General features: G+C 40.9%; 14 protein-coding genes, 1 tRNA gene and 1 riboswitch. Of the genes, 7 read left to right on the top strand and 8 right to left on the bottom strand.

What is annotated here, in order from left to right:
- The first annotated feature begins 16 nt into the window (after nucleotides 1–16).
- Nucleotides 17–1,525 carry a RagB/SusD family nutrient uptake outer membrane protein gene (locus QTN47_RS24455; protein ID WP_369332068.1) on the top strand — a complete coding sequence of 503 codons (1,509 nt, stop codon included), beginning with the start codon at nucleotides 17–19 and terminating at the stop codon, nucleotides 1,523–1,525.
- Nucleotides 1,526–1,819: 294 nt separating this feature from the next.
- Here the strand turns inward: QTN47_RS24455 and QTN47_RS24450 are convergent, their stop codons facing one another.
- Both QTN47_RS24450 and QTN47_RS24445 read right to left on the bottom strand, forming a co-directional pair.
- The gene (locus QTN47_RS24450; RefSeq protein WP_369332067.1) at nucleotides 1,820–2,275 is read right to left on the bottom strand and encodes a DoxX family protein; all 456 of its coding nucleotides are present in this window, start codon (nucleotides 2,273–2,275) and stop codon (nucleotides 1,820–1,822) included.
- 283 nt (nucleotides 2,276–2,558) lie between these two features.
- The gene (locus tag QTN47_RS24445; protein WP_369332066.1) at nucleotides 2,559–4,361 is read right to left on the bottom strand and encodes a M61 family metallopeptidase; all 1,803 of its coding nucleotides are present in this window, start codon (nucleotides 4,359–4,361) and stop codon (nucleotides 2,559–2,561) included.
- Nucleotides 4,362–4,712: 351 nt separating this feature from the next.
- Here QTN47_RS24445 and QTN47_RS24440 point away from each other — a divergent pair, with 351 nt between their 5' ends.
- The 4 genes from QTN47_RS24440 (at nucleotide 4,713) to QTN47_RS24425 (ending at nucleotide 10,992) form a co-directional block, all read left to right on the top strand.
- Nucleotides 4,713–6,029 (top strand): TolC family protein, encoded by a 1,317-nt coding sequence (locus QTN47_RS24440; protein WP_369332065.1) that lies wholly within the window; start codon nucleotides 4,713–4,715, stop codon nucleotides 6,027–6,029.
- 23 nt (nucleotides 6,030–6,052) lie between these two features.
- The gene (locus QTN47_RS24435; protein WP_369332064.1) at nucleotides 6,053–7,192 is read left to right on the top strand and encodes an efflux RND transporter periplasmic adaptor subunit; all 1,140 of its coding nucleotides are present in this window, start codon (nucleotides 6,053–6,055) and stop codon (nucleotides 7,190–7,192) included.
- A 102-nt stretch (nucleotides 7,193–7,294) separates the two neighbouring features.
- Nucleotides 7,295–10,483, top strand: coding sequence for an efflux RND transporter permease subunit (locus QTN47_RS24430; protein WP_369332063.1), 3,189 nt, complete (start codon nucleotides 7,295–7,297; stop codon nucleotides 10,481–10,483).
- Nucleotides 10,484–10,620: 137 nt separating this feature from the next.
- Entirely contained in the window at nucleotides 10,621–10,992 is a 372-nt protein-coding gene (locus QTN47_RS24425; RefSeq protein ID WP_369332062.1) for a four helix bundle protein, read from the top strand.
- A gap of 35 nt (nucleotides 10,993–11,027) precedes the next feature.
- Here the strand turns inward: QTN47_RS24425 and der are convergent, their stop codons facing one another.
- The 4 genes from der to QTN47_RS24405 form a co-directional block, all read right to left on the bottom strand.
- A complete protein-coding gene (gene der / locus QTN47_RS24420) occupies nucleotides 11,028–12,341 on the bottom strand; it encodes a ribosome biogenesis GTPase Der (RefSeq protein ID WP_369332061.1) in 1,314 nt (437 codons plus the stop codon).
- 100 nt (nucleotides 12,342–12,441) lie between these two features.
- The gene (gene era / locus QTN47_RS24415; RefSeq protein WP_369332060.1) at nucleotides 12,442–13,341 is read right to left on the bottom strand and encodes a GTPase Era; all 900 of its coding nucleotides are present in this window, start codon (nucleotides 13,339–13,341) and stop codon (nucleotides 12,442–12,444) included.
- 161 nt (nucleotides 13,342–13,502) lie between these two features.
- Nucleotides 13,503–13,577: transfer RNA gene (locus tag QTN47_RS24410), tRNA-Met, on the bottom strand.
- Between the two features lie 144 nt (nucleotides 13,578–13,721).
- Nucleotides 13,722–14,441, bottom strand: a complete 720-nt coding sequence (locus tag QTN47_RS24405) for a head GIN domain-containing protein (RefSeq protein ID WP_369332059.1) — start codon at nucleotides 14,439–14,441, stop codon at nucleotides 13,722–13,724.
- A 332-nt stretch (nucleotides 14,442–14,773) separates the two neighbouring features.
- Nucleotides 14,774–14,870, top strand: a riboswitch (TPP riboswitch).
- A 60-nt stretch (nucleotides 14,871–14,930) separates the two neighbouring features.
- On the opposite strand from QTN47_RS24405, the gene QTN47_RS24400 reads away from it, so the two are divergent.
- The gene (locus QTN47_RS24400; protein WP_369332058.1) at nucleotides 14,931–17,318 is read left to right on the top strand and encodes a TonB-dependent receptor; all 2,388 of its coding nucleotides are present in this window, start codon (nucleotides 14,931–14,933) and stop codon (nucleotides 17,316–17,318) included.
- 186 nt (nucleotides 17,319–17,504) lie between these two features.
- Here the strand turns inward: QTN47_RS24400 and QTN47_RS24395 are convergent, their stop codons facing one another.
- Together QTN47_RS24395 and glmS are read right to left on the bottom strand one after the other, a co-directional pair.
- Nucleotides 17,505–19,712, bottom strand: a complete 2,208-nt coding sequence (locus QTN47_RS24395) for a DUF4954 family protein (RefSeq protein ID WP_369332057.1) — start codon at nucleotides 19,710–19,712, stop codon at nucleotides 17,505–17,507.
- Nucleotides 19,713–19,907: 195 nt separating this feature from the next.
- Nucleotides 19,908–21,743, bottom strand: coding sequence for a glutamine--fructose-6-phosphate transaminase (isomerizing) (gene glmS / locus QTN47_RS24390; RefSeq protein WP_369332056.1), 1,836 nt, complete (start codon nucleotides 21,741–21,743; stop codon nucleotides 19,908–19,910).
- A gap of 199 nt (nucleotides 21,744–21,942) precedes the next feature.
- On the opposite strand from glmS, the gene QTN47_RS24385 reads away from it, so the two are divergent.
- Nucleotides 21,943–22,548 carry a GNAT family N-acetyltransferase gene (locus QTN47_RS24385; RefSeq protein WP_369332055.1) on the top strand — a complete coding sequence of 202 codons (606 nt, stop codon included), beginning with the start codon at nucleotides 21,943–21,945 and terminating at the stop codon, nucleotides 22,546–22,548.
- Nucleotides 22,549–23,244 lie beyond the last annotated feature (696 nt).

Genomic DNA, 23,244 nt, shown 5'->3' with positions numbered 1-23,244 from the left:
ATTTAAAACGAAGATCATGAAGACGATAAAAAACTTTATAATATTAGGCGTTATACTTTTCGCGTGCTCCTGTAAGAAGTTCCTGGAAGAAAAGCCCACTTATTTTTTAACTCCGGATTCGGATGTATCGAGCACAAAAGTTGCCAGAGCTTATGCCAACTCAGCCTATAAATACATGCAGGGCTTGCTGGCTGGTCAACCATCATCTTATGGTGGTAACACATGGAACCTGATGGAGTTTATGACCGGTAAATCCAATAGCGATCTTGGTCAAACAGGTTTTGTAAACTTTCAGAATCTCAGCTACAACAACACTTCATTTTATGTTGATACCTGGTGGCAGCAGATGTACCTGGGCGTAGGTTCTTGTAATGAAGCACTTGAACAGATCCCTGGAATCGTTGCACCGGGTTTAACTGACGAGCAGAAAAATAATATGCTTGCGGAGGTTCGCACCATGAGAGCTTTATATTATTTCTTCCTGGTAAGAATGTACGGAGCAGTTCCAATGGTAACTACAGTACCTAAAGATCTGAATCTGAACGTTCCTCGTAGCCCGGCAAAGAATATATATGACAGTGTGATTATCCCGGATCTTTTGATTGCGGAAAAATCAACTTTGCCATGGCAGGATAATACAGGAAAAGTATCAATGGGTGCTATCGAGTCTCTGCTTGCGGATGTTTATTTAACTTATGCAGGACAGGCGATCAAAGGTGGTGATCAATACTATGCTGAGTCTGCCAAACACTCTCTTAGTGTTATGCAGAACGGTGGTTATAGCTTGTTCCCGGAGTACACAGACATGATCAACCCTGCAAACAAAAATACCAAAGAGTTCATTTTACAGGTTCAGTATGCAGCCAGCGTTCCGTCTACCAATCCGTTGACGCCGCTTACTATTCCTAACTACTCAGGTATTTCTAAGTATTCTGATGAATATGGTTCTGTTTTGCCAACAGATCAATTTATTGCATCATTTCAACCTGGGGATAAAAGAGTTGCTGAAAGACAGTTCTTCTACACCAGCTACCCAAATGCAAAGACTGGGCAGATTGTTAACTTTAAGCACCATTACATCTACAAATGGTTTGATTCAACAGCGGTAACTAATACAGTAAAATCTGACCTGAATTATTCTGTATATCGTTTGGCTGATGTAATGTTAATGTATGCTGAAGCTTCTAACCGTGCAGAAAACGGACCGAATGCAACTGCTACCGCTGCTGTTAATGCTATCCGTGCAAGAGCTAAACTCGCTCCTATCGGCACATTAAGCAAAGATGCATTTGAAAAAGAGGTATGGCTTCAACGTTATTATGAGCTTTGCTTCGAAAACAAAATGTGGTTCGATATGATCCGTACGCTTAAAGTACATAACGACGTAACAGGCAACTGGGACGATTTTGTTGGACATAAAACCGTATGGGGTGCAACATTCGCAGAGAAACAACGCCTGTTCCCTGTTCCAAAACAAGAAACGGACATCAACCCGAACTTGTTGCCAAATAATCCTGGCTTCTAATTAGTGTTCATGGAGTTTTAATAGAAAACCGGGCGCATTTATTGCCCCGGTTTTTTTGTGCTATAAGCTTTCAACTATGAGCTGTCAGCTTTAAGGTATCAGGTATTAGGTTTCAGGTTTCAGGCATGAGGTATGAAATATAAGACTTCTTCACTGCCGCAATATTAACCAGCATATGCTAACGGAAGCTGTTAAACTCAACGTACTTCGTACTTCTAACCTCGTACCTAACTCACATTGTACATCACACATCTAACATCGTACATCGTACATCGTACATCTAACACCGTACATTTACCTCACATCCTTATAATACGTTCTGAAATATTCATCCGCAGATAAACGTCCGCTTCCTTCAATAAAGAACAGTACAAGCATTACCAGGATCACAATTGAAAACACCAATTCGAATGGGCTAGTCTGTTTTGGAAGATTTGGCAGATTTACAAAGAATACTGCACCAATAAGGATTGGAATATTCAGCAGACAAAACAGCCTGGTAAGAAATCCTGTGAGAATGAACAGTCCCCCCAGTAAGTTAACCCACGCAATGATTTGTGACGCTAAAGGCGTATAATTTCGTAATAATCGATTGGCTGTAAGAATAGCTTCCAACTTTGAAGTATCCTGTATAAACATGATACCTTTAATGAACAACATTCCTCCTAACGCAATACGCAATATGGTTAGCCACATAGGCTGCCTTAATGAGGAAGAATGGTCGAGGTGCAGTTTTGAAATAGCGCTCATAAAAAAGATTTTTTGATGAACATTTTCCCGTTAACCGCTCTAAATATCAATGCCAGGCGTGAAATGGCTGTATTATAAAGTTACTAAGAACTTTACAAAGACCGTGTCAAATTTCGGGCGCACAACGCTGTTAATGCATTTGCTAAGCCATACCTTTAAAGACGACGCACCCGATGTTCTGGTTGCTTTTTCCTGAGATTATTAGCCGGCAGGCTTCAGTTATTATAATAAGGCAAGGGGAATGATTTGTTAAATCATTCCCCTTGTTTATGCTGTTTTGCCATTATTTTACTGCTGAACCCAGCCATTTGTCGCGAACGGCGGTAGTGCCTGAATCATCAGAAACTGAAAGACTTATCAGCGGAGAAGCTGCAATCTTAATGGTTGATGTTTGCTCCTGCTCCCTGTGCTTGTATACAATGGATATAACGTCACCGGGTTTATGTGAGTTAATGATCTTTTTAACATCATCCAGTTTTTTTATTGCATTGTTGTCAAGAGTTACTATTTCATCATCGATATCCAATCCGGCATCATACAACGGCGTATTTTTTACTACTGTGTTCGTAATTATTGGTTTGTCATCTCGTAAAGATAATCTTCCTATCCACGGCGTTCCGTCAACGTGAACATTTAAACCAAGCTTTGCAAGGCCGGTTGCATAATCGAAAGACTCATGACCGGTTATATATTTTTCATAAAATGTTTTTGCAAACTGATCGTTCTGTGTTAACTGCTGCAAAGTTTTTCTAACATCCTGTAAGGTATATGGATGCTCAGTTTTTCCGTATGATTTCCACATTGCTCTCATAAAATCGTCGAGCGACAAATTGAATTTTGTACGCAACTCAATGTCCAGAGCAAGCGCAATTGCTGCACCATAAGTGTAATACGAAGTAAACATATTGGGATAGTTAGTTCTGTCGATCGACACTCCAGCATCTCTGAATACAGCAGTACGGCTATTGTCAACCGGAGAGTATAACGTTCCTCCGGGCGTATTTTCTTTTTCATTGATATAATAAGCCATTGTATTGGCCCAGTCATTCAACGCCGTAAAATCGCAACGCTTTAAAATGAGATCACCAAAATACTGCGTAAACCCTTCTGCCAGCCAAAGCTCATTGCTCATATTACTCTTCTCAAAATTGAAAGGCTCCAGTGTTTTCGGACGGATCCGTTCTACATTCCAGCAATGAAAAAATTCGTGTGAAAATACGCCCAGTTGGTTATTGGCACCGGTAAATGCACCGCCGGAAGTTATCATTGTTGAATTTCTGTGCTCCATGCCATCACCATGTACATATGGATTCATACTGGCTATAAAGGTGTAAGTTCCAAAATCATACGCGGGTGTTTCACCAAACACAGCCTGCGCTTCTTGTGTTATTCTTTTTACTTTTTCCCCGAAGGCATCAGTCTGCTGTTGATCGGCATTGGCTTCAAGAGCCAGTCTGAATTTGTATTGTGCGCCGTTTTTGTTTTGAATCGTCCAGCCGGCAAATTTAAGATCACCCAGTTTTGCAGGGCTATCCATTAAGTATTGAAAACCCGGAGCAGTAAATGTAAAAGGTTCGTCGGTTGGTTTTAATTGTGTAGCAACTTTCCATTGTTTGCCTGCAGGAACAGAAAAATGCACTTGTATTAAAGCACTATCTTTATCCATACCTTTCATCCACATTAATGTAGCAGGCATGTTTAAATGCACTGTATTTTCGTCCACGCAGGCATAAGTTCCGTCCGCATAATTTGCGAACAATGTGTACTCTACCTTTATCCAACCATCATGATCAGGCACTTCATATACATCACCGTCTGTTTTGTTAATTTCAATTTGCTTGCCATCCCTGCCAAACGCTTTCACGTTATATACATTCTTTCCAAACTCGTGAGTAGCATAACGGCCGGGAGATGAACGGCTCATCCGGAAAATTGCCGGCTGACCTTTCTTTACCGAAATTGCCGTTAATGATATTTGCGCTTCGTGATGCCGCAGATTAGGAAAGGAAAGATCGTAACGAAATTGTTGAGCATATGCAGTTACCAAAAAAGGCAGGCACGCCAAAAAAGCAATTAATTTTTTCATGTAGTATTCAAATTTTAGACAGCAGAACCGCTTAATAAACCTGAAAGATAACTACTGAACGTTTATGATTTTGATATGCATGTAGCTTTGTCACCATTGGCAGATTTTGTCGACAAAAACAATATTTACATCTGCATAAAGCCCGGAAACGTAGCTTTCGTATGAAATTTTCAAAAAAATTAAACAAACGTTTGATTTAAATTACCAGTTAGCCTTACATTTGCGATTTATTTAAGTAACCCCCAGTCAACCGTTTCCCCTAACGCCAAACCTTCGATGCAACGGCAATATGGTTATTGACCGTAGTAGTAATATTTTTTTGATTGAGTATAAAGACTATTAAGATTGTGTATGATAAGAAGTATAATAATTAGTGCAACGTTATTGATGGCTTTTATAAATAACGTAAACGGACAAATGAAAGACTCAACCATGCAAAGCGCCACACTGCAAAATTGTGTGCAATATGCATTGGCTAAGCAACCCGTTGTTCAACAGGCATTGCTGGATGAGCAGATTACAGAAAGACAAATTAAAGCCAAACTGGCTGACTGGTACCCACAAGTGAATTTTGCCTATAATTTTCAACGCAACTTTCAATTACAACAATCAGTCATCAACGGTCAACTTATTAAATTCGGTGTTGATAATACCTCTGCAGGGCAGTTTGTTTTAAACCAGACTATCTTCAACAAAGATGTTTTACTGGCAAAACGGAGTGCCAAAGATGTACGCACTCAAAGCCAGCAGAATACAGTAAACAATAAGATCTCTACTACAGTCGCAGTGAGCAAGGCTTTTTATGACGTGTTGCTTACCACACAACAAATCGACCTTTTAAACGATGATATTGTACGACTGAAACAAAGTCTTAAAGACGCAACAAGTCAATACAAAGCTGGCATTGTTGACAAAACAGATTATAAGCGCGCAACAATTGCATTAAACAATTCCCAGGCACAGAAAAAAAGTGCGGAGGAAGGATTAAAAGCTAAATATGCTTACCTGAAAGAGCAGATGGGCTATCCTTCTGATTCTATATTGAAGCTGCAATACGACACCACAACCATGGAAAAAGATGCATTTGTAGATACGCTTCAAACTGTTACTTACCAAAACAGAATAGAATTTCAACAGTTGCAGACAGCGAAAAAATTACAGGAGGATAATCTTAAGTATTACAAATGGAGTTACATTCCAAGTGTAAGCGCTTTTGCTCAATACAATTACAACTTTCAGAGCAATAAATTTTCTGAGCTTTACAACCAGACATATCCAAGTTCTTTTGGAGGCTTCTCCGTTGCGTGGCCTATATTTCAGGGCACCAAGCGAACTCAGCAGATTAAACAGGCAGAGCTGGAATTGAAGCGCGTTGATTATGATTTTATTTCTCTTAAAAATGCCATCAGTTCACAATTTACCCAGGCTATGGCGGGATACAAAAGCAGCCTTGCGAGTTACAATGCTTTAAAAGAGAATCTTGAGCTTGCGCAAGATGTGTACAATACTATCCAGCTACAATACAAATCAGGTGTTAAAGCATACCTGGAAGTAATAACAGCAGAATCTGATCTGCGCTCTGCAGAAATCAATTATATAAATGCCCTGTACCAGTTGTTAAGCAGTAAACTGGATGTACAACAGGCTTTAGGAACCATTCAATATTAATAAAAGTAAACCCGTTATATTTTATGAAACATAGATTACGTTGGGCAGGTTTTAATTTGGCAGGATTGATAATACTTGCATCCTGTGGCGGCAAACAACAACAGCAACAGCAGGCTCCGGCAGCAATACCGGTTACCGTTGCAGACGTTACAACTACAAACGCCGTTTACTACGATGAGTACCCGGGCACTCTAACGGCTTTAAATCAAATTCAATTAACCGCGCAGGTGAGTGGTTATATTACCGGCATCTTTTTTAAAGATGGGGACAAAGTAAGCAAAGGACAAAAACTGTATACGATAGATGCACAGATATACGATGCTAACTATCAGCAGTCTGTAGCCAATTTACAGGTACAGGAAACCAATCTTATAAAAGCGCAGAAAGACGCGGACCGTTATCATGAGCTTGATAAAAACGATGCGATAGCCAAGCAACAGGTAGACTATGCTGATGCCGCACTGGAAGCTGCGAAGAAACAAGTTGCAGCAGCAAAAGCAACTGTTAACAGCGTACAGGCCAATGTTAAATTCTCTACCATCTATGCACCATTCAGCGGCACCATTGGTATTTCACTTGTAAAAGTGGGCACTTCAGTTGTAGCGGGTCAAACCGTATTAAACACTGTTTCTACTGATAACCCGATGGCTGTTGACTTTGCCGTTGACCAAAGAGAGATCTACAGATTTTCACAATTGCAACAAAAGAATGATCCAAAAGATTCGACATTCATTATTGCATTTGGAAGCGATGTATATCCTCAGCCTGGAAAGATCAGCTTAATTGACCGTGCCGTAGATCCACAAACCGGCACAATTAAAACAAGGCTTGTATTCCCAAATGACAAAAACCTGCTAAAAGCCGGTATGAACACGGTTGTAAAAGTTAAGAACAGTAGCTCTACGCCTTCAGTTATTATTCCTCATAAAGCTGTTACTGAGCAACTGGGTGAGTTCTTTGTATATACGGTTGGCGACAGCAGCAAGGTTGCCCAACACAAGGTGCATTTGGGTAAACAGATAGGAACAAACGTGATAATAAAAGATGGTTTAGAAGCAGGACAAAAAATTGTTGTGCAGGGTGTACAAAATCTTCGTGAGGGTGCAGTTATAACAACCGCTCCTCCACAGCAACCGGGCGCACCTCAGCAGCAGAAAAAATAAGCTGGTGTACAATGTACGGTGTACGATGTACGATGTACGATGTATTACCTGACACCTTATACCTTACACCTTTTTGATAGGCATTAATTATAACTAAAGCAGATGATAGCAGATACTTTTATAAAACGACCTGTGACGGCTATTGTAATTTCAATAGTGATTGTGCTGGTGGGGTTAATTTCGATGACAACACTGCCTGTTGCACAGTATCCTGATATTACACCGCCAACGGTTTCTATTGCCGGCAACTTTATTGGTGCCGATGCTCAAACTGTTGAGCAAACTACGACCACTGCAATTGAAACGCAGGTGAATGGTACACCCGGCATGACTTACATGACGAGTAACAGTACCAGTAGCGGCCAGAGCAGCATTACTGTAAACTTTGAAGTAGGAACAGATATTAATATCGCAACACTTGACGTGCAAAACCGTGTAAGCGTTGCGGAACCTACCTTACCAGATGCCGTTAAACGTTTGGGGCTTACCACGCGTAAACGTAACCCAAGCATTATGATGGCGCTTGCATTGTATTCACCTAATGGTACACATGATGCAACGTTTCTTGGTAACTATGCAAATATTTATCTTAAAGATGCCTTGTTACGTGTAAAAGGCGTGGGTGATATATTCACGAGGTCAGATGACTTTGGGATGCGTGTGTGGCTTGATCCAAAGAAACTGGCGGCATTAAACTTAACACCGCAAGACATTATCGGCTCGTTGACCGAACAGAACCTGCAGGTAGCTGCGGGAACCATTGGTGGTAACCCTCAACCTACTGCCCAAAGTTTTGAATACAGCGTACTAACAAACAGCCGCATCAACACGCAGGCTCAGTTTGAAGATATTATTGTAAGAACAAATCCAGGCAATTCAAGTATAGTTCGTTTGAGGGATGTGGCAAGGGTTGAACTTGGAAAATTCGACTACGGAAATAATTCATTTGTAAACGGTAAGCCATGTGCCTTCATCCTGATTTATCAGGCCCCGGGTGCCAATGCGCTTGACACGTATGATGGTATTAATAAGACACTTACGCAAATGAAGAAGACGTTCCCACCTGATGTTGATTACCTTGTACCACTTGAAACTGCATCCGTAGTAAGAGTGTCTATCGAAGAAGTACTCCATACACTTGTTGAAGCACTTATTCTTGTAGTGTTTGTGGTATTCATGTTCCTTCAGAACTGGCGCGCTACGCTTATTCCGGTACTGGCGATCCCGGTTTCGCTGATCGGTACATTTATCTTCTTTATACCATTTGGCTTTACCATCAACACGCTAACGCTGTTCGCATTTGTGTTGGCGATTGGTATTGTAGTGGATGATGCCATTGTGGTGGTTGAAGCGGTACAACACTATATTGACCATGAAAAGATCTCGCCTAAAGAGGCTACGCAAAAAGCGATGCGCGATATCTCGGGACCGGTTGTGGCAATTGCGTTAATCCTTGCTGCAGTATTCGTACCGGTGAGCTTTGTACCAGGTATCGTAGGCCGGTTGTATCAGCAGTTCGCTATTACCATTGCGGTATCTGTGATTATCTCTGCCTTTGTTGCGTTATCACTCACCCCGGCTTTATGTACATTAATGTTGAAGCCTTCGAAAGATGAAACTGCAAAAAAGAATCTGTTGGAAAAGTTCTTTGCTGCTTTCAACAGGTGGTTTGAAAATGTATCTCATAAATACACCCGTGGTGTTGGTAAATGGATAAAAAGAACGCCATATGTTCTCGTGATGATGGTTTGTTTGTTTGTTGGTTTGTTCTTCCTGTTTCAAAACAAACCAACAGGATTCATTCCTACAGAAGACGAAGGTCGTCTGTATGTGACGTATGAAATGCCGGAAGGTACTTCAACAACAAGAAACGTTGCGATGATGAAGGACCTGATGGCAAGAGTGCAGTCGATCCCCTCTGTGGCGGTTGTAGGTGGTCTCGCAGGTTTGAACGTTATCAGCTTCTCCAACAAATCAAACTCCGGTACCATGTTCGTGAGTTTGAAACCATGGAGCAAACGTACATCTAAGGATGAAGAGTTGCAAGGGGTGATAAAACAGATCATGATGAAGACCGGAGACATTAAAGAGGCGCGCGTGCTGCCTATTGCGCCACCTGCCATTCCGGGCCTTGGACAAACATCCGGTTTTACATTCGAATTACAGCAAACAACCAGTACAGATAGTATTCAACAATTTGAAAAGGTTGCACAAAAGTTCCAAATGGAGTTAATGAAACGTCCGGAGATTGGTGTTGCTTTTACCTTCTTCTCAACAAAAACGCCTACGTACCGCGTTGACGTAAATAAAGACCAGGCCAAAAAATTGGGTGTACTTGTTTCGGATGTTTATGCGACCATGTCTACTTTATTAGGTAGTAGTTACGTAAATGACTTCAACTTATACGGAAGAAACTTCCGTGTAATGGCACAGGCGGACAGTTCGTTCCGTACATCACTCAACGATTTTCAGAATTATTATGTAAGAAACAGCCAGGGCAACATGATACCGATGAGTTCGTTGGTAACAACAAAACTGGTAGAAAACCCTGCAGTTATTTCTCACTACAATATCTATCGTTCAATAGAATTCAATGGAACGCCAAAACCAGGTTTTAGTAGTGGTCAGGCAATTGACGCCTTGAAAGAAGTGGCCGCGCAAACTTTACCGGAAGGTTATGGCTATGAGTTTTCCGGCATGAGCCGTGAAGAGATCAAAGCGGGAAGCAGCACCGGTATAATCTTCGCGATTTCTATTGTGTTCGTATTCCTGTTCCTTGCGGCATTGTATGAAAGCTGGTCAATACCATTCTCTGTATTGTTCGCGGTTCCTATTGGTGCCTTAGGATCAATTATAACACTAACGCTGTTGCCGAACATTACCAATAACGTTTACGCACAAATCGGTCTGATCACACTGATCGGTCTTGCAGCGAAGAACGCGATCCTGATTGTTGAGTTTGCAAAGGAAAGGGTGGACCGTGGTATTGATATAGTTCACGCAACATTGCAGGCTGTGCAGCTACGTTTACGTCCGATCATCATGACCTCACTGGCATTTATCCTCGGCGTATTACCGCTGGCATTTGCAAGCGGTGCCGCGGCTCAGTCACGTCAGACAATCGGATGGACCGTATTTGGCGGTATGCTGGCAGCCACTACCCTCGCGATCTTCGTAGTTCCTGTATTGTTTGTATTAATAACCAAACTTTCTTACGGACGTAAGCTAAAACGCCTGCAAGAACAACACAAATTAGAAGCGCAAGTGGATCAAATGGCAAGCAGAAGTTGAGGAAGATAGTAAGAGAGTAAGACGTGTAAGATAGTAAGAGACGTGCAGACTAATCATTTGCACGTCTTTTTTTTGTACGATAAGATACGATTGCGGTATGATAATAAGAATAACTTGTGAAGGCCTAAAATACCCTTATGAAAATGTCAAATGCCGACTTCAACGAACAGTTAAGACGACGAACTAAAGACTTTGCATTAAAAGTTATTTTTCTCAGCAATGATTTGCCTAGGATAGAATCCGCAAAGATTTTGGCCCGGCAATTAGTAAGATCGGCTACGTCTGTAGCTGCAAATTTCAGATCTGCATGTAGAGGACGTTCAAAAGCAGAATTTTTCAGTAAAATATGTATTGTTGTGGAGGAGGCTGACGAAACTCAATTTTGGCTGGAGATGCTTCAAGACAGCAACATAGTTACCGACGAAAGGATCTCTCAGTTGCATAACGAAATATCCCAAATTCTTGCAATTACAACTACAATAAAACACAAAATTCAAAGTCAGCAGTAACACCTTTCTTACTGTCTTACTATCTTACTGTCTTGCTATTTTTTCCTAAAGAACAACCTCACCGGTATACCTGAAAAGTCAAAGTTCTCTCGTAGCTTATTTTCAAGATAATTTTTGTAAGGTTGCTTGATGTCGTCGGGGAAGTTGCAAAAGAATGCAAATGACGGCACATGTGTAGGTAACTGTGTTACGTATTTTATTTTGATGGAATGACCGCGCACAACCGGTGCGTGATAAGATTCAACAGCTTTAAGCATTACCTCATTCAATTCACTGGTTGAGATCTTACGGGTTTTATTCTCAAATACCTGCAGGGCTGCTTCGATAGCTTTGAAAATTCTTGTTTTTTCTTTGGCAGATATAAAGATAAATGGCACATCGTTAAATGGAGCCAGGCGTTTCTTTAATTCTTTTTCATAATCACGCGCGGTATTGGTTTCTTTCTCTACCAGATCCCATTTATTCACCAACACAACAATTCCTTTACCTTTTCTTGCAGCCAGTGAATAGATGCTTATATCCTGCGCTGTAATACCTTTTTCAGCATCGATTATCAATAAGCACACATCCGCCTCATCCATCGCTTTAATGGCTCGGATGATGGAATAAAATTCAAGATCATCTTTTTCTTTACTCTTCTTTCTTATACCGGCAGTATCAATAAGGACAAATTCCTTTTGGAAAAGTTTATAATGCGTGTGAATGGTATCTCTCGTTGTTCCTGCAATATCGCTCACGATAGTTCTCTCCTCTCCTATAAGAGCATTCAAAAGAGAAGATTTACCAACGTTAGGCTGTCCAATGATAGCGAATTTTGGAAGCTCACCAACGCGCACAGTGTCTTCTGATTCTTCTTCAGTAATCAGCGCTGTAACAGCATCAAGCAACTCGCCGGTACCGCTGCCACTCATACTGCTGACGAAGTATGTATTTTCAAAACCGAGGCTGTAAAATTCAGTCCCTTCAAGATAGCGGTTATTGTTGTCAACTTTATTTACAACAAGGAATACAGGTTTCGTAGCACGACGCAAAAGATCCGCAACAGCTTCGTCGAGATCGGTAATCCCGATAGCTGAATCAGTCATAAAGATGATCGCATCAGCCTCTTCAATAGCGATTTTCACCTGTTTGCGGATTTCAACTTCAAACACGTCCGTTCCATCATGAACAAATCCACCGGTATCAATAACATTGAATGTTTTACCGCTCCAGTCGGTAATGCCATACTGCCTGTCACGTGTAACGCCACTCACATCATCTACAATCGCCTTGCGTTGTTCAAGCAAGCGGTTGAAAAATGTACTTTTTCCAACATTTGGCCTTCCTACTATTGCTACTGTAAAACTCATAATCTTAAAATTGTTTATGGGCGTCAGGTAGCAGGTTTCAGGTATCAGGCAGACACTGTCTAACCCCGAACCTTATGCCTCACACCTTAAACCTTACTCCTTAATGGTATCCGTACTCTTTCAATTGCATGTCGTTATCACGCCACTTCGGACGCACCTTAACAAACAACTGAAGAAATATTTTTTGCTGAAGGAAATTTTCAATATCTGTTCTTGCTAGTGTTCCGATCTTTTTAATCATACTTCCCTTCTCTCCGATCAGTATTGCTTTCTGGCTTTCGCGCTGAACGATAATGTCTGCCTGAATTTTTATTAATGTATCCTTCTCTTTAAATTCATTGACCATTACCGCGGTATGGTAAGGTATCTCATCACCGAAAAGTTCATAGATCTTTTCACGGATCATCTCCGCGACAAAAAACTTGGTAGGCAGATCGGTCAAATCATCCTCGCTATAAAAAGATTCACCCTCCGGCATTAGTTCAATGATAGCTTCAAGAAGTTGCTCAAGATTCGCCTTTTTCAACGCAGAAATAGAAACTATCTTCTTACAATACCGTTGATTGCCAAAAAATGATATTACTTCTTCCAGCTTGCCCTTCGATGCCTTGTCAGCTTTGTTTACAACAACAATAGAAGGAACTTTTAGTTTAAGTGAGCTGAACAGCTGGTGATTTTCCTGTATATCATCATTTGCATCAACGATCAAAAGGGCAACATCCGCATCTTCCAACGCACTTTTTACGCTGTGCATCATTTTTTCGTGCAGCTTGTATTTGGGTTCGATGATTCCCGGTGTGTCTGAAAAGATCACCTGGTACTTCCCCGGCTCTGTTAAGAAACCTTTAATGCGATGCCTTGTTGTTTGCACTTTTGATGAAACAATCGCAAGTTTTTCGCCCAGCAAAGCATTAAGCAAAGTGCTTTTGCCTGCATTAGGTTTACCAAATATGTTTACAAAACCTGCTTTCATTTTCAAATCAACAATAAAAAGTAACAAATCAAAACGATTGCCGCAAGTGCAAACGTCCGGTACAACCATTATAAATCACAAAAGCCTCTAAGAGGCTCTGCAATTATTCATTTATACCTTACGGCCTCTAACAGATGAAAACCTATCAGATTAGTTTTTAAATAGTTAAGGCCTCTTGCGAGGCCTTCTGGTTGCGAAGGGAGGGTTCGAACCTCCGACCTTCGGGTTATGAGCCCGACGAGCTACCGCTGCTCTACTTCGCGATTTGAGATTGCAAATGTAGGGGGATAATTGTTACCAGCCAAAATATTCTAGAATATTTTTTAATTGACAGTGGAAAATTGACAATTGATAATGAAATACATCCATTCCTAATTTTCAATTGTCAACTTTCAATTTTCAATTAACTAATCCTGCTTTTTAATGCTAGAACCTCCGCTCGCATCAACACTCATAATAACACCTGTTCCTTTGTAATGGATTATACTTCCTCCGCTGGCATCGGCTTTTAACGCTTTATTGATGGTGATGTTGATCACAGATCCTCCGGACGCATCCACATTACAATTGTTTACGGCAATTGCAAAATCTTTAAAAATGCTACCACCGCTGGCTTCGATGCTTGCAGCGTCAAAAGCGCCATCCAATTTCGCGATGCTGCCGCCACTTAAATCTATGTTTAAACTGTTCCCTGTAAACTTGCCTTCAGCAATGCTTCCTCCACTTAATTCCATTTTCAGGTTATTTACGTTTATGGGGTCAGCAATTTTACCCACAGAGCCACCACTGAGGTCAAGGAAGTTCAAATCTGTGACAGTTACATATGCTTTGATTTTCTTATTACCCCAGCTCCATCCGTTCCAAAATCCATTTTCGAGGTAGATCTTCAGGACGCCATTTTTTACTTCAGTTTTTATTTTAGCCGTAAACTTATCCTCACCAGCACTAACTGCAACACCCTGCTCTTTGCCCTGTGACAAATACAGGTTAATGCCGCCACCTACACTCACGCCGTTAAATTTATCAACGGTTCTAATACTGGCGTTAGGGTCGTAAACCAGGTTTTGAGCTTTCAGCACCATTATGCTCAGGAAAAGTAAACCTGTCAAAATCAAAAACTTCTTCATAAGGAATATATGTTTGCTGTTCAACGATTTTTTTTGAAAAAGGTTACAGGAAGATACAAAAAAGTAGTTTCAAGCTTAAAGCCTAAAGCTCAAAGCTTAAAACTTTTACTGTCATGTTTTTGAATACTGGCTAAGAAGGCAAATTTCCCGTCATTCGCTTGCTCAGTCTCAAAAAAATCACGTCAAGAGTTGTGTATAGCTCTTAAGTTTTAGGCTTTGAGCTTTAGGCTTTAAGCTTGCTTTCTCGCATGCAAACTTTTAATATTTGTTTTGAATAGAACTTGAGGTGTTACTTTGTGGTTGAAAAATCACCGGCAATCTGCGGTCCGTTGGTGATTTCCTCGGGGTGCTTTCGAAAGAAGGCTGAGATTATACCCGTAGAACCTGAACAGGGTAATTCCTGCGAAGGGAAAGGCGAAGAACTTCTTTTATTTGTCCTCTCCACAGCAATTCCCTGTTCCCAAAATTTGATTAATACAAATTAGGAACATGAAGAAACTTTTGGGAACACTAACAGCTCTGTCTACTGTTATTTTTGTTCATGCACAGTTTTCCGTCAGAGGAAAAGTAACCGACACACAACACCAGGCACTGAAAGGTGTAAGTGCAGTATTTAGCGACGTTAAAGGAAAAACACGGTCAACGATAAGCCAGGAAGATGGATCATTTGCCATCTCCGGACTTTCTAACAATTCATCGGGATCACTTAATCTTGAATTTGTCGGGAAGAAAAAGGTTTCGAAAAATATTTCAGTTGACAACAGCGATGTTGTTATTGATGTCGTTATGGAGGATAACAATTTTTTCCTCGAACCATTAGAGGTAAAGGCTTTGCGTGCAACCGACAAAAGCCCGTTCACGAAAACCAACCTTGCTAAAGCTGAGATCGAGAAAAATAATATTGGGCAGGACCTTCCTTTTATCCTTAACCAAACACCTTCCGTTGTGGTTAACTCAGATGCCGGCACTGGCATTGGCTACACGGGTATTCGTATCAGGGGTACTGATGCAACACGCATCAACGTAACGTTAAACGGTATTCCTTACAACGATGCCGAAAGTCAGGGCACATTTTTCGTGGATATGCCAGATGCAATATCTTCTGTTAACTCCATACAAATTCAACGCGGTATAGGAACTTCTACCAATGGCTCAGGAACTTTTGGCGCAACAATTAACCTTAGCACCAATGAGTTCAATGACAAGGCTTATGCCGAGTCCAATAACAGCTACGGCTCATTCAACAGTTGGAAAAACACCATCAAAGTAGGAAGCGGTTTGATCAATGATCACTTTACAGTTGATGCACGTCTTAGCCGCATAAGCAGCGACGGATATATTGACAGGGCGAGCAGCAACCTGCAGTCATTCTATTTTTCTACTGCTTATGTAAACAAAAAAACGTCTGTAAGATTCAATATTATCTCCGGTAAAGAAAAAACATACCAGGCATGGAACGGAGTTCCGGAAAGTATGCTATCAACAGATAGGACGTATAATTCACTGGGAACAGATAAGCCTGGAGCTCCTTACGATAATCAAACAGATAATTACCAGCAGGACCATTATCAGCTATTCGTAAATCAGGCCATCAACAATAACCTTTCGTTCAACATTGCCACTTTTCTCGTGCACGGCAAAGGTTATTATGAGGAATACAAAGGCAAAAGAAATTATACTGACTACGGATTGAACAATGTTGTTTTTAATGGCGATACCATTACACAAACTGATCTTATACAAAGGCAATGGCTTGACAACTATTTTTATGGACAGGTATTTTCCCTTCATTATAAAAAACAAAATAATGAACTGACTTTTGGTGGCGGCTGGAACAAATATGATGGTGGCCATTATGGGAAAGTATTGTGGGCTGAATTTGGCGGCGTTCCGTCCGACTATCAATGGTATGATAACAACGCCTATAAGACTGACATAAATGTGTACGCAAAATGGTTGCACAGCTTTAACAATCAATGGAGCATATTTGCGGATGCACAATACAGGTATGTGTTGTACAAGATGGACGGCTTTAAGGACAATCCGTCTCTTTACATAAGAAGGCCTTTCAACTTCTTTAATCCAAAAGCAGGCATAACTTATACCAATAACGGATGGACCGCTTATGCCAGCTATGCAGTGGCAGGCAAAGAACCTAACAGGGATGATTTTGAAGCAAACCCTGTGGACCAACCTAAAGCAGAGCAACTGCAAGACTTTGAGCTGGCAGTCGAAAAAAAATACAGCCACTTTAATTTCGGTGCAACGTTCTATTACATGATGTATAAAGATCAGTTGGTATTAACCGGAAAAATGAATGATGTAGGTGCATATACAAGAACAAATACGCCTGAAAGCTATCGTGCAGGCATAGAATTACAGGCCGGCGCAGTTATTACCAACTGGCTGAACATTAATGCAGGCGCTACTTTCAGTCGTAACAAGATCAAAGCGTTTACTGAATACCTTGATGACTACGATAATGGCAAACAGGTGGGCTATGAACATAAAAATGTAGATATTTCTTTTTCACCATCTATTATTGCCAATGGCTCGATTAACTTTTTGCCATGTGCTAATTTTCAGCTCAGCCTGCTAAGCAAATATGTTGGCAAACAATATCTTGACAACACACAGGATAACACAAGAAAGATCAGCGATTACTATACACAGGATGTTCGCGCCATTTACACCATCAAACATCTATTGTTTAAAGAATGGAACATTGCCGCCCAGGTGAATAATGTGTTTAACAGAATGTATGAATCTAACGGTGCAGCCTATCCGTATATCAGCAACAACGTAAAGGTTAATGACAACTACTATTTCCCGATGGCGGGGATTAATTATATGCTGTCGCTGAATGTGAAGTTGTAAGGAGGTGTACGTTGTAAGTTGTACGTTATACATTTATCGAAGCGAAAGATAGTTTTAAGTTATACGTGGTACGTTGTTGGTTTATTTAAGGGAAGAACTGTTTTAAGGAGTGCGTTGTACGTTTTTTCCCATGGTATATTAATTACAAGGGCTAAAACGTACAACGTACAACGTATAACTTACAACTTATAACTTCAGTTGCTGTGCGAGTGCGACAAACTCCTCAAACGCTTGTTGCTGCTGATTGATGAAGCTGTTATCATCAAGTTTTCCCAATACTTTATCCATTTCTTCCTGGCTATCATAAATCATTTTACGAAATGGGTTCGTGTAATCTTTTGAGCGGGATGTTTTAATATTTTCAGTTATCCACTTTTTGGTTGCCACTGTTTTATCCAGTAATTCATTGAATGTTTCCTTACTTACTGTTTTGATCTGTATGCCAGAGACTTCCTGCAAAGAAGCGAGCGCATGGACCAACTTAAGATTCGCATACGCTTCCCCCAGTCGTACATACTCATCATGCAGATCATTCCACGAATCAATTGCACCTTCACGTATATTCTTTCTTAAAACATCAACTTCGTCAGAAGGAATAAGTTGCCCCCCAACATTCAACCAGTTATTTCTTTCACCAATATGCGGTAGCTTTTTAAAGCTTTGCTGAATATCAGTAATATCTTCATTTTGCATAAATGCTATCAGCTGGGTCATTCCATAATATTCAATCATCTGGCGGAAGATATTATACGACTGTTGAATCTTAATGATAACGGTTTTGCGTTTATTATTTTCAAAGCCTTCGGCCATTACTTCCAGATCATTTACTACTGGTTTTTGCTTCGACAATAATTCAAATCCCTGCTCTCTGCAGTCTGCATCGTCAACAACAAGCGTTGGATTCTCCATCCTGAAAAATGCCCGGCCCGTTTCGGTTTCAAAAACCCGCAGCGCATTGAACATTTCATTCACACTGTCAGGTGCAAGAAAATCGTATTCTATTTTTTGTATGCGTTCAACACGTTTATCGCGGTCTACATACTTCCACGCATTGCGCGCCATTGCATACATGTTGTACATGAACCAGTATGCGGGCATAACGACCAGCCGGTTATTAGCCAGATCGTTACTGACAAGTGAAAAAGGAATTGGTATATCAAGTTCGTAAGAATAATCACCTTTAGCCAGAATTGTAAAGCAGGCAAATCTTGAGTTGTGTTTCAGACTCACACATAATCCCGGCCAAAAGCCACGCCCTGTTATGATTTCTCCATCCGGACTTCTTGAATTGTGATTAGAACCGATTGTGGCGCCTGCAGGAATATTGCTTTGTCCCATAACAACCGCCGCGCACAGAAACGAGTTATTGTGATGCTGCTCGTGTGCTGGAAATATCAATGAATTCAGCACTTCGCAACATGAGATAGTTGCGTTGTTACCAAGATATGAATTGATCAACCTTGCGCCATATTTTAATTGGGAATGAGATGCCATTACGAAACGAACGGCTTTTACGCCATAAAAGATCCTGCAGCCAAATCCAACAATTCCATTTACCAATTCACAGCCTTCGCCAATCTGGGAACGGCCTTCAGGCCCTGAATTGATCGTGAGGTTTTTGAGCTTATTGGCACCTTTAATGTAGGCATCGCTGCCAATCCAGACATCCTTTACAATATGCGTGTTTTTAATAATCGTCCGGTCGCCAATCTTGCCATAATAACCGCGTTGTATATCAAATTCATGCTCGGTAAATTCAACAAACTTTTTAAGCATCACTTCATCTTCTCTGTACTTGCTCCATAACCAGGCATCCCCCGGCACCATGCTGTTAAACGGAATAACACTCCTGCCGCCATTCTCGTTGCATATCTCAAGCCAGATGCGAATGCTTTCATCTTCGCCATGTTTAACTATTCCATTACCAAACTTTGCGTGATTGGTTGTTGAAAGTTCATTCACTTTCACAATCATCACTTCGTTGCCGATGATATAATGTGATAAATAATTTACATTATCAATGACAACGTTATCGCCAAAATCGCAACTAATGATTGTTGAGTTATATAGGCCCACAGGCATGATCAGATCACTGTATTCTAAACAGTATGGCTCAAGTTTGCCGATGCGCACCAGGCCATAAAACTTACAGTTCTTAACAAGTTCAGGATTAAATGCATCGCTTACCAGTATCATGTTCCAATCCGCACTGGTATTACCGTTGCGAACGAGCACTTCAATTTCATATGCTGTTAAACGTCTATAGTCGATACCACTCCTGTTTTGTATGTTCCGCAGATGATATTCATCCTTTCCTTCCGGTAAAAACTGGGTTGGTATAAAGCCGTTACCTAACGACGAAAACGGTACTTTTTTTATTAAATTCTGAGACATAGGAAGAGGTTGTGATTTGTGATGAGAGGGGACGATCGTGAATGGTGAATGGTGAATAGTGAAATGTGCGAGCCCTTTTGTTTTATGCAATCTCGCTTTACTGCGATAAACAAACTCAAATTTAATATTGAACGGTTTTCTATCAGTTTTGCTCTCCCACCTTTCACCTTTCACTATTGACCATTCACTATTGACCTACTCGACCGTAACGCTTTTTGCCAAATTCCTCGGCTTATCTACATCATAACCTTTTGCAACGCCGATATGATAAGCCAACAACTGTAATGGAATTACGCTTAGCATCGGCGCAATAATTTCATGGGCCGGCGGCAGGATAATTACATCATCTGCAATGGATGGAGTAACGGTGTCTCCTTCAGTTATTACCGCAATTACTTTGCCCTTTCTTGCTTTGATCTCCTGCATATTGCTTACCACCTTCTCATGATAAGCATCTTTTGTTGCCACAAACACAACAGGCAAATGTTCATCCACCAATGCGATGGGACCGTGCTTCATTTCTGCAGCCGGATATCCTTCTGCATGTATGTAAGAAATCTCTTTTAATTTGAGTGCGCCTTCTAATGCAATGGGAAAGTTATAACCGCGGCCGAGATAAAGAAAGTCATAGGCGTCTTTATATTTCTCAGCCAGTAACCTAATGCTATCATCCAGCTTTAAAACCTCGGCTACTTTGTCAGGCACTTCGGCCAGTTCTTTACAGAGTATTGAATATTTTTCGATAGATATCGTTCCTTTTTTATGTGCTATTTTTAAAGCGATCATTGTAAGAACCGCGAGCTGTGCTGTAAATGCCTTTGTACTGGCTACGCCTATCTCGGGCCCCGCGTGCGTATAGGCGCCCGCGTGTGACAATCTTGAAATAGATGATCCAACGGCATTCACCACACCCAGAATGATCGCACCGTTCTCTTTGGCGTTCTCTATGGCTACAAGTGTGTCCGCGGTTTCTCCGCTTTGAGAAATTGCAATAATAACATCCCCCTGATGCACTACCGGGTTTCGATACCTGAATTCTGATGCATATTCCACTTCTACCGGTATGCGGCAGAGCTCTTCAAAAATGTATTCTGCAACCAAACCCGCATGCCAGCTAGTTCCACAGGCAACTATCATAATCCGGTTAGCATTCATGATCTGTTCAGCATATTTTTCAATGCCACTCATTGTAATCATTCCCTTGTCTGCGTCAAGCCTGCCCCGTAAGCAATCATAAATCGTTTGCGGCTGTTCAAAAATTTCTTTCAGCATGAAATGATCATAACCACCTTTTTCAATTGCAGCAAGTTCCATGTCGAGCTCTGTAATGAAAGGCGTTTGCTTTTCATTACCCAGGTTTTTCAGGATAAGTTCATCCGGCCGTACAATCGCAATCTCATAGTCGTTCACATAAACAACTTCCTTGGTATATTCAATAATTGGCGACGCATCGGATGCCAGAAAATGTTCGCCCTTTCCTATGCCGATCACCAGCGGGCTACCCTTTCTCGCAGCAATAATTGTTTCCGGGTCATCTTTGTGTATCAGTAAAATGCAATACGCACCAACAATACGTTTCAATGCAATCCGCACAGCCTCTTCAAGAGAGCATTCGTTGTGCTGTTTAATATCATCAATAAAATTCAATAATACTTCTGTATCTGTATCGCTTTTAAAAGAATAGCCCTTGGCCACAAGCTCTCTTTTTATTTGCGCATAATTCTCGATAATACCGTTATGGATCATTGCGATCTCGCCGCTTTGAGATATGTGGGGGTGCGCATTTCTATCATTCGGCTCGCCGTGTGTGGCCCATCTTGTATGACCGATAGCTATGTTGCTATGCAGATCTTTTCCCACTACAGATTCTTCCAGCTCTGCTACCTTTCCTTTTTTCTTATACACTTTGAGCCCCCCGTTCAGTAAAGCAACGCCAGCACTGTCATATCCCCGGTACTCTAATCGTTTTAGTCCTTTTAATACTATGGGATAAGCTTCCTTATGCCCAACATATCCAACAATTCCACACATAAAAAATTCAATTTTAATATCTGGTGAAAAAAAATAAAGGGTGAAAGATAGCCATTTTAAAAAATATCAAACGTTTGCATTAATTAAAATCATTATAAATATCGGTACTAAACATCTGGCTAACATTCTCCCTTTATTTTCTGCTTCTGTAATTGCTTTGTTATTTTTGAAGACATCTTAATCCATCAAATTTGATAATATGCCTGTATTGGAAAGTTTTCCGGAGAACATTATACTAGAAAATGAAAGAGTATTGCTGAGACCGCTTAGCATGGATGACCACCCGAACCTGTTACCTTTTGCATTAAACGAGCCGCATATCTGGAAATTTTCTCTTGTAAGCGCAGCAGGAGTTGAAGGCCTGAGGAATTATATGAAACTGGCTATTGACGGTAGAAACGAAGGCAAAGAATACCCGTTTATTGTTTATGACAAGCTCCAGGAAAAGTATGCCGGCACCACACGTTTTTACGACATCAATCTTCCATTTCAAACCCTTCAGCTAGGCTATACATGGTATGGAAAAGATTTTCAGGGTACGGGTCTGAACAGACATTGTAAATACCTGTTGTTGAAGTACGCATTTGAAACATTGCAAATGGAGCGTGTTGAGTTTCGCGCGGATGTTTTGAACAGCAGAAGTGTTGCCGCGATGAAACGCATTGGCTGCACCGTAGACGGCATATTAAGAAGCAACATGCCTAACCGTGATGGTGGCCGCCGGGACTCTATTGTGCTAAGTATTTTGAAAGAAGAATGGAACTTCAGGATAAAGGAGCATTTGAAGGAGTTACTGGAATGGTAGGGAGCTATCAGCTGTCAGCTATGAGCTATCAGCTTGAATTGGCTAGCTAGAAGCTTGCATTCTCCTATTGAATAAAATGCGTGGTTTATTATATTAAACATTCCGGTTTAATTATGTAGTTGCGAAGAGTTCGTTCAGATCTACGCTACTTCACACGTCTATAAATCATTTATTTGACGAATAGCTATCAGGATAGTTGAAACTAGATAACAGCTCATAGCTGACAGCTGATAGCTACAAAAAGAAGTCCCTGCAAAAACAAATACGCCACACTAAAATAAATTACCAGCCCGGTAACGTCTACCAACGTTGCCACAATCAGCTTGAATTGGCTAGCTAGAAGCTTGCATTCTCCTATTGAAGAAAATGCGTGATTTATTATATTAAGAATTCCGGTTTAATTATGTAGTTGCGAAGAGTTCGTTCAGATCTACGCTACTTCACACGTCTATAAATCATTTATTTGACGAATAGCTATCAGGATAGTTGAAACTAGCTAATCGCTCATAGCTGACAGCTGATAGCTACAAAAAGAAGTCCCTGCAAAAACAAATACGCCACACTAAAATAAATTACCAGCCCGGTAACGTCTACCAACGTTGCCACAATTAGCTTGAATTGGCTAGCTAGAAGCTTGCATTCTCCTATTGAATAAAATGCGTGATTTATTATATTAAGCATTCCGGTTTAATTATG

The sequence above is a fragment of the Danxiaibacter flavus genome, from assembly GCF_041060425.1.
Classification (GTDB): domain Bacteria; phylum Bacteroidota; class Bacteroidia; order Chitinophagales; family Chitinophagaceae; genus Danxiaibacter; species Danxiaibacter flavus.
Note: the sequence above shows the minus strand (reverse complement) of the source record. Positions and strands in the feature narration are given on the sequence as shown.

What these genes read in the sequence shown, in the direction of transcription:
- QTN47_RS24440 (WP_369332065.1), top strand. Translation starts at nt 4,713, where the DNA reads ATGATAAGAAGTATAATAATTAGTGCAACGTTATTGATGGCTTTTATA.
- QTN47_RS24435 (WP_369332064.1), top strand. Translation starts at nt 6,053, where the DNA reads ATGAAACATAGATTACGTTGGGCAGGTTTTAATTTGGCAGGATTGATA.
- QTN47_RS24395 (WP_369332057.1), bottom strand. Translation starts at nt 19,712, where the DNA reads ATGTCTCAGAATTTAATAAAAAAAGTACCGTTTTCGTCGTTAGGTAAC.
- QTN47_RS24405 (WP_369332059.1), bottom strand. Translation starts at nt 14,441, where the DNA reads ATGAAGAAGTTTTTGATTTTGACAGGTTTACTTTTCCTGAGCATAATG.
- QTN47_RS24450 (WP_369332067.1), bottom strand. Translation starts at nt 2,275, where the DNA reads ATGAGCGCTATTTCAAAACTGCACCTCGACCATTCTTCCTCATTAAGG.
- QTN47_RS24400 (WP_369332058.1), top strand. Translation starts at nt 14,931, where the DNA reads ATGAAGAAACTTTTGGGAACACTAACAGCTCTGTCTACTGTTATTTTT.
- QTN47_RS24385 (WP_369332055.1), top strand. Translation starts at nt 21,943, where the DNA reads ATGCCTGTATTGGAAAGTTTTCCGGAGAACATTATACTAGAAAATGAA.
- QTN47_RS24455 (WP_369332068.1), top strand. Translation starts at nt 17, where the DNA reads ATGAAGACGATAAAAAACTTTATAATATTAGGCGTTATACTTTTCGCG.
- der (WP_369332061.1), bottom strand. Translation starts at nt 12,341, where the DNA reads ATGAGTTTTACAGTAGCAATAGTAGGAAGGCCAAATGTTGGAAAAAGT.
- QTN47_RS24445 (WP_369332066.1), bottom strand. Translation starts at nt 4,361, where the DNA reads ATGAAAAAATTAATTGCTTTTTTGGCGTGCCTGCCTTTTTTGGTAACT.
- QTN47_RS24425 (WP_369332062.1), top strand. Translation starts at nt 10,621, where the DNA reads ATGAAAATGTCAAATGCCGACTTCAACGAACAGTTAAGACGACGAACT.
- QTN47_RS24430 (WP_369332063.1), top strand. Translation starts at nt 7,295, where the DNA reads ATGATAGCAGATACTTTTATAAAACGACCTGTGACGGCTATTGTAATT.
- glmS (WP_369332056.1), bottom strand. Translation starts at nt 21,743, where the DNA reads ATGTGTGGAATTGTTGGATATGTTGGGCATAAGGAAGCTTATCCCATA.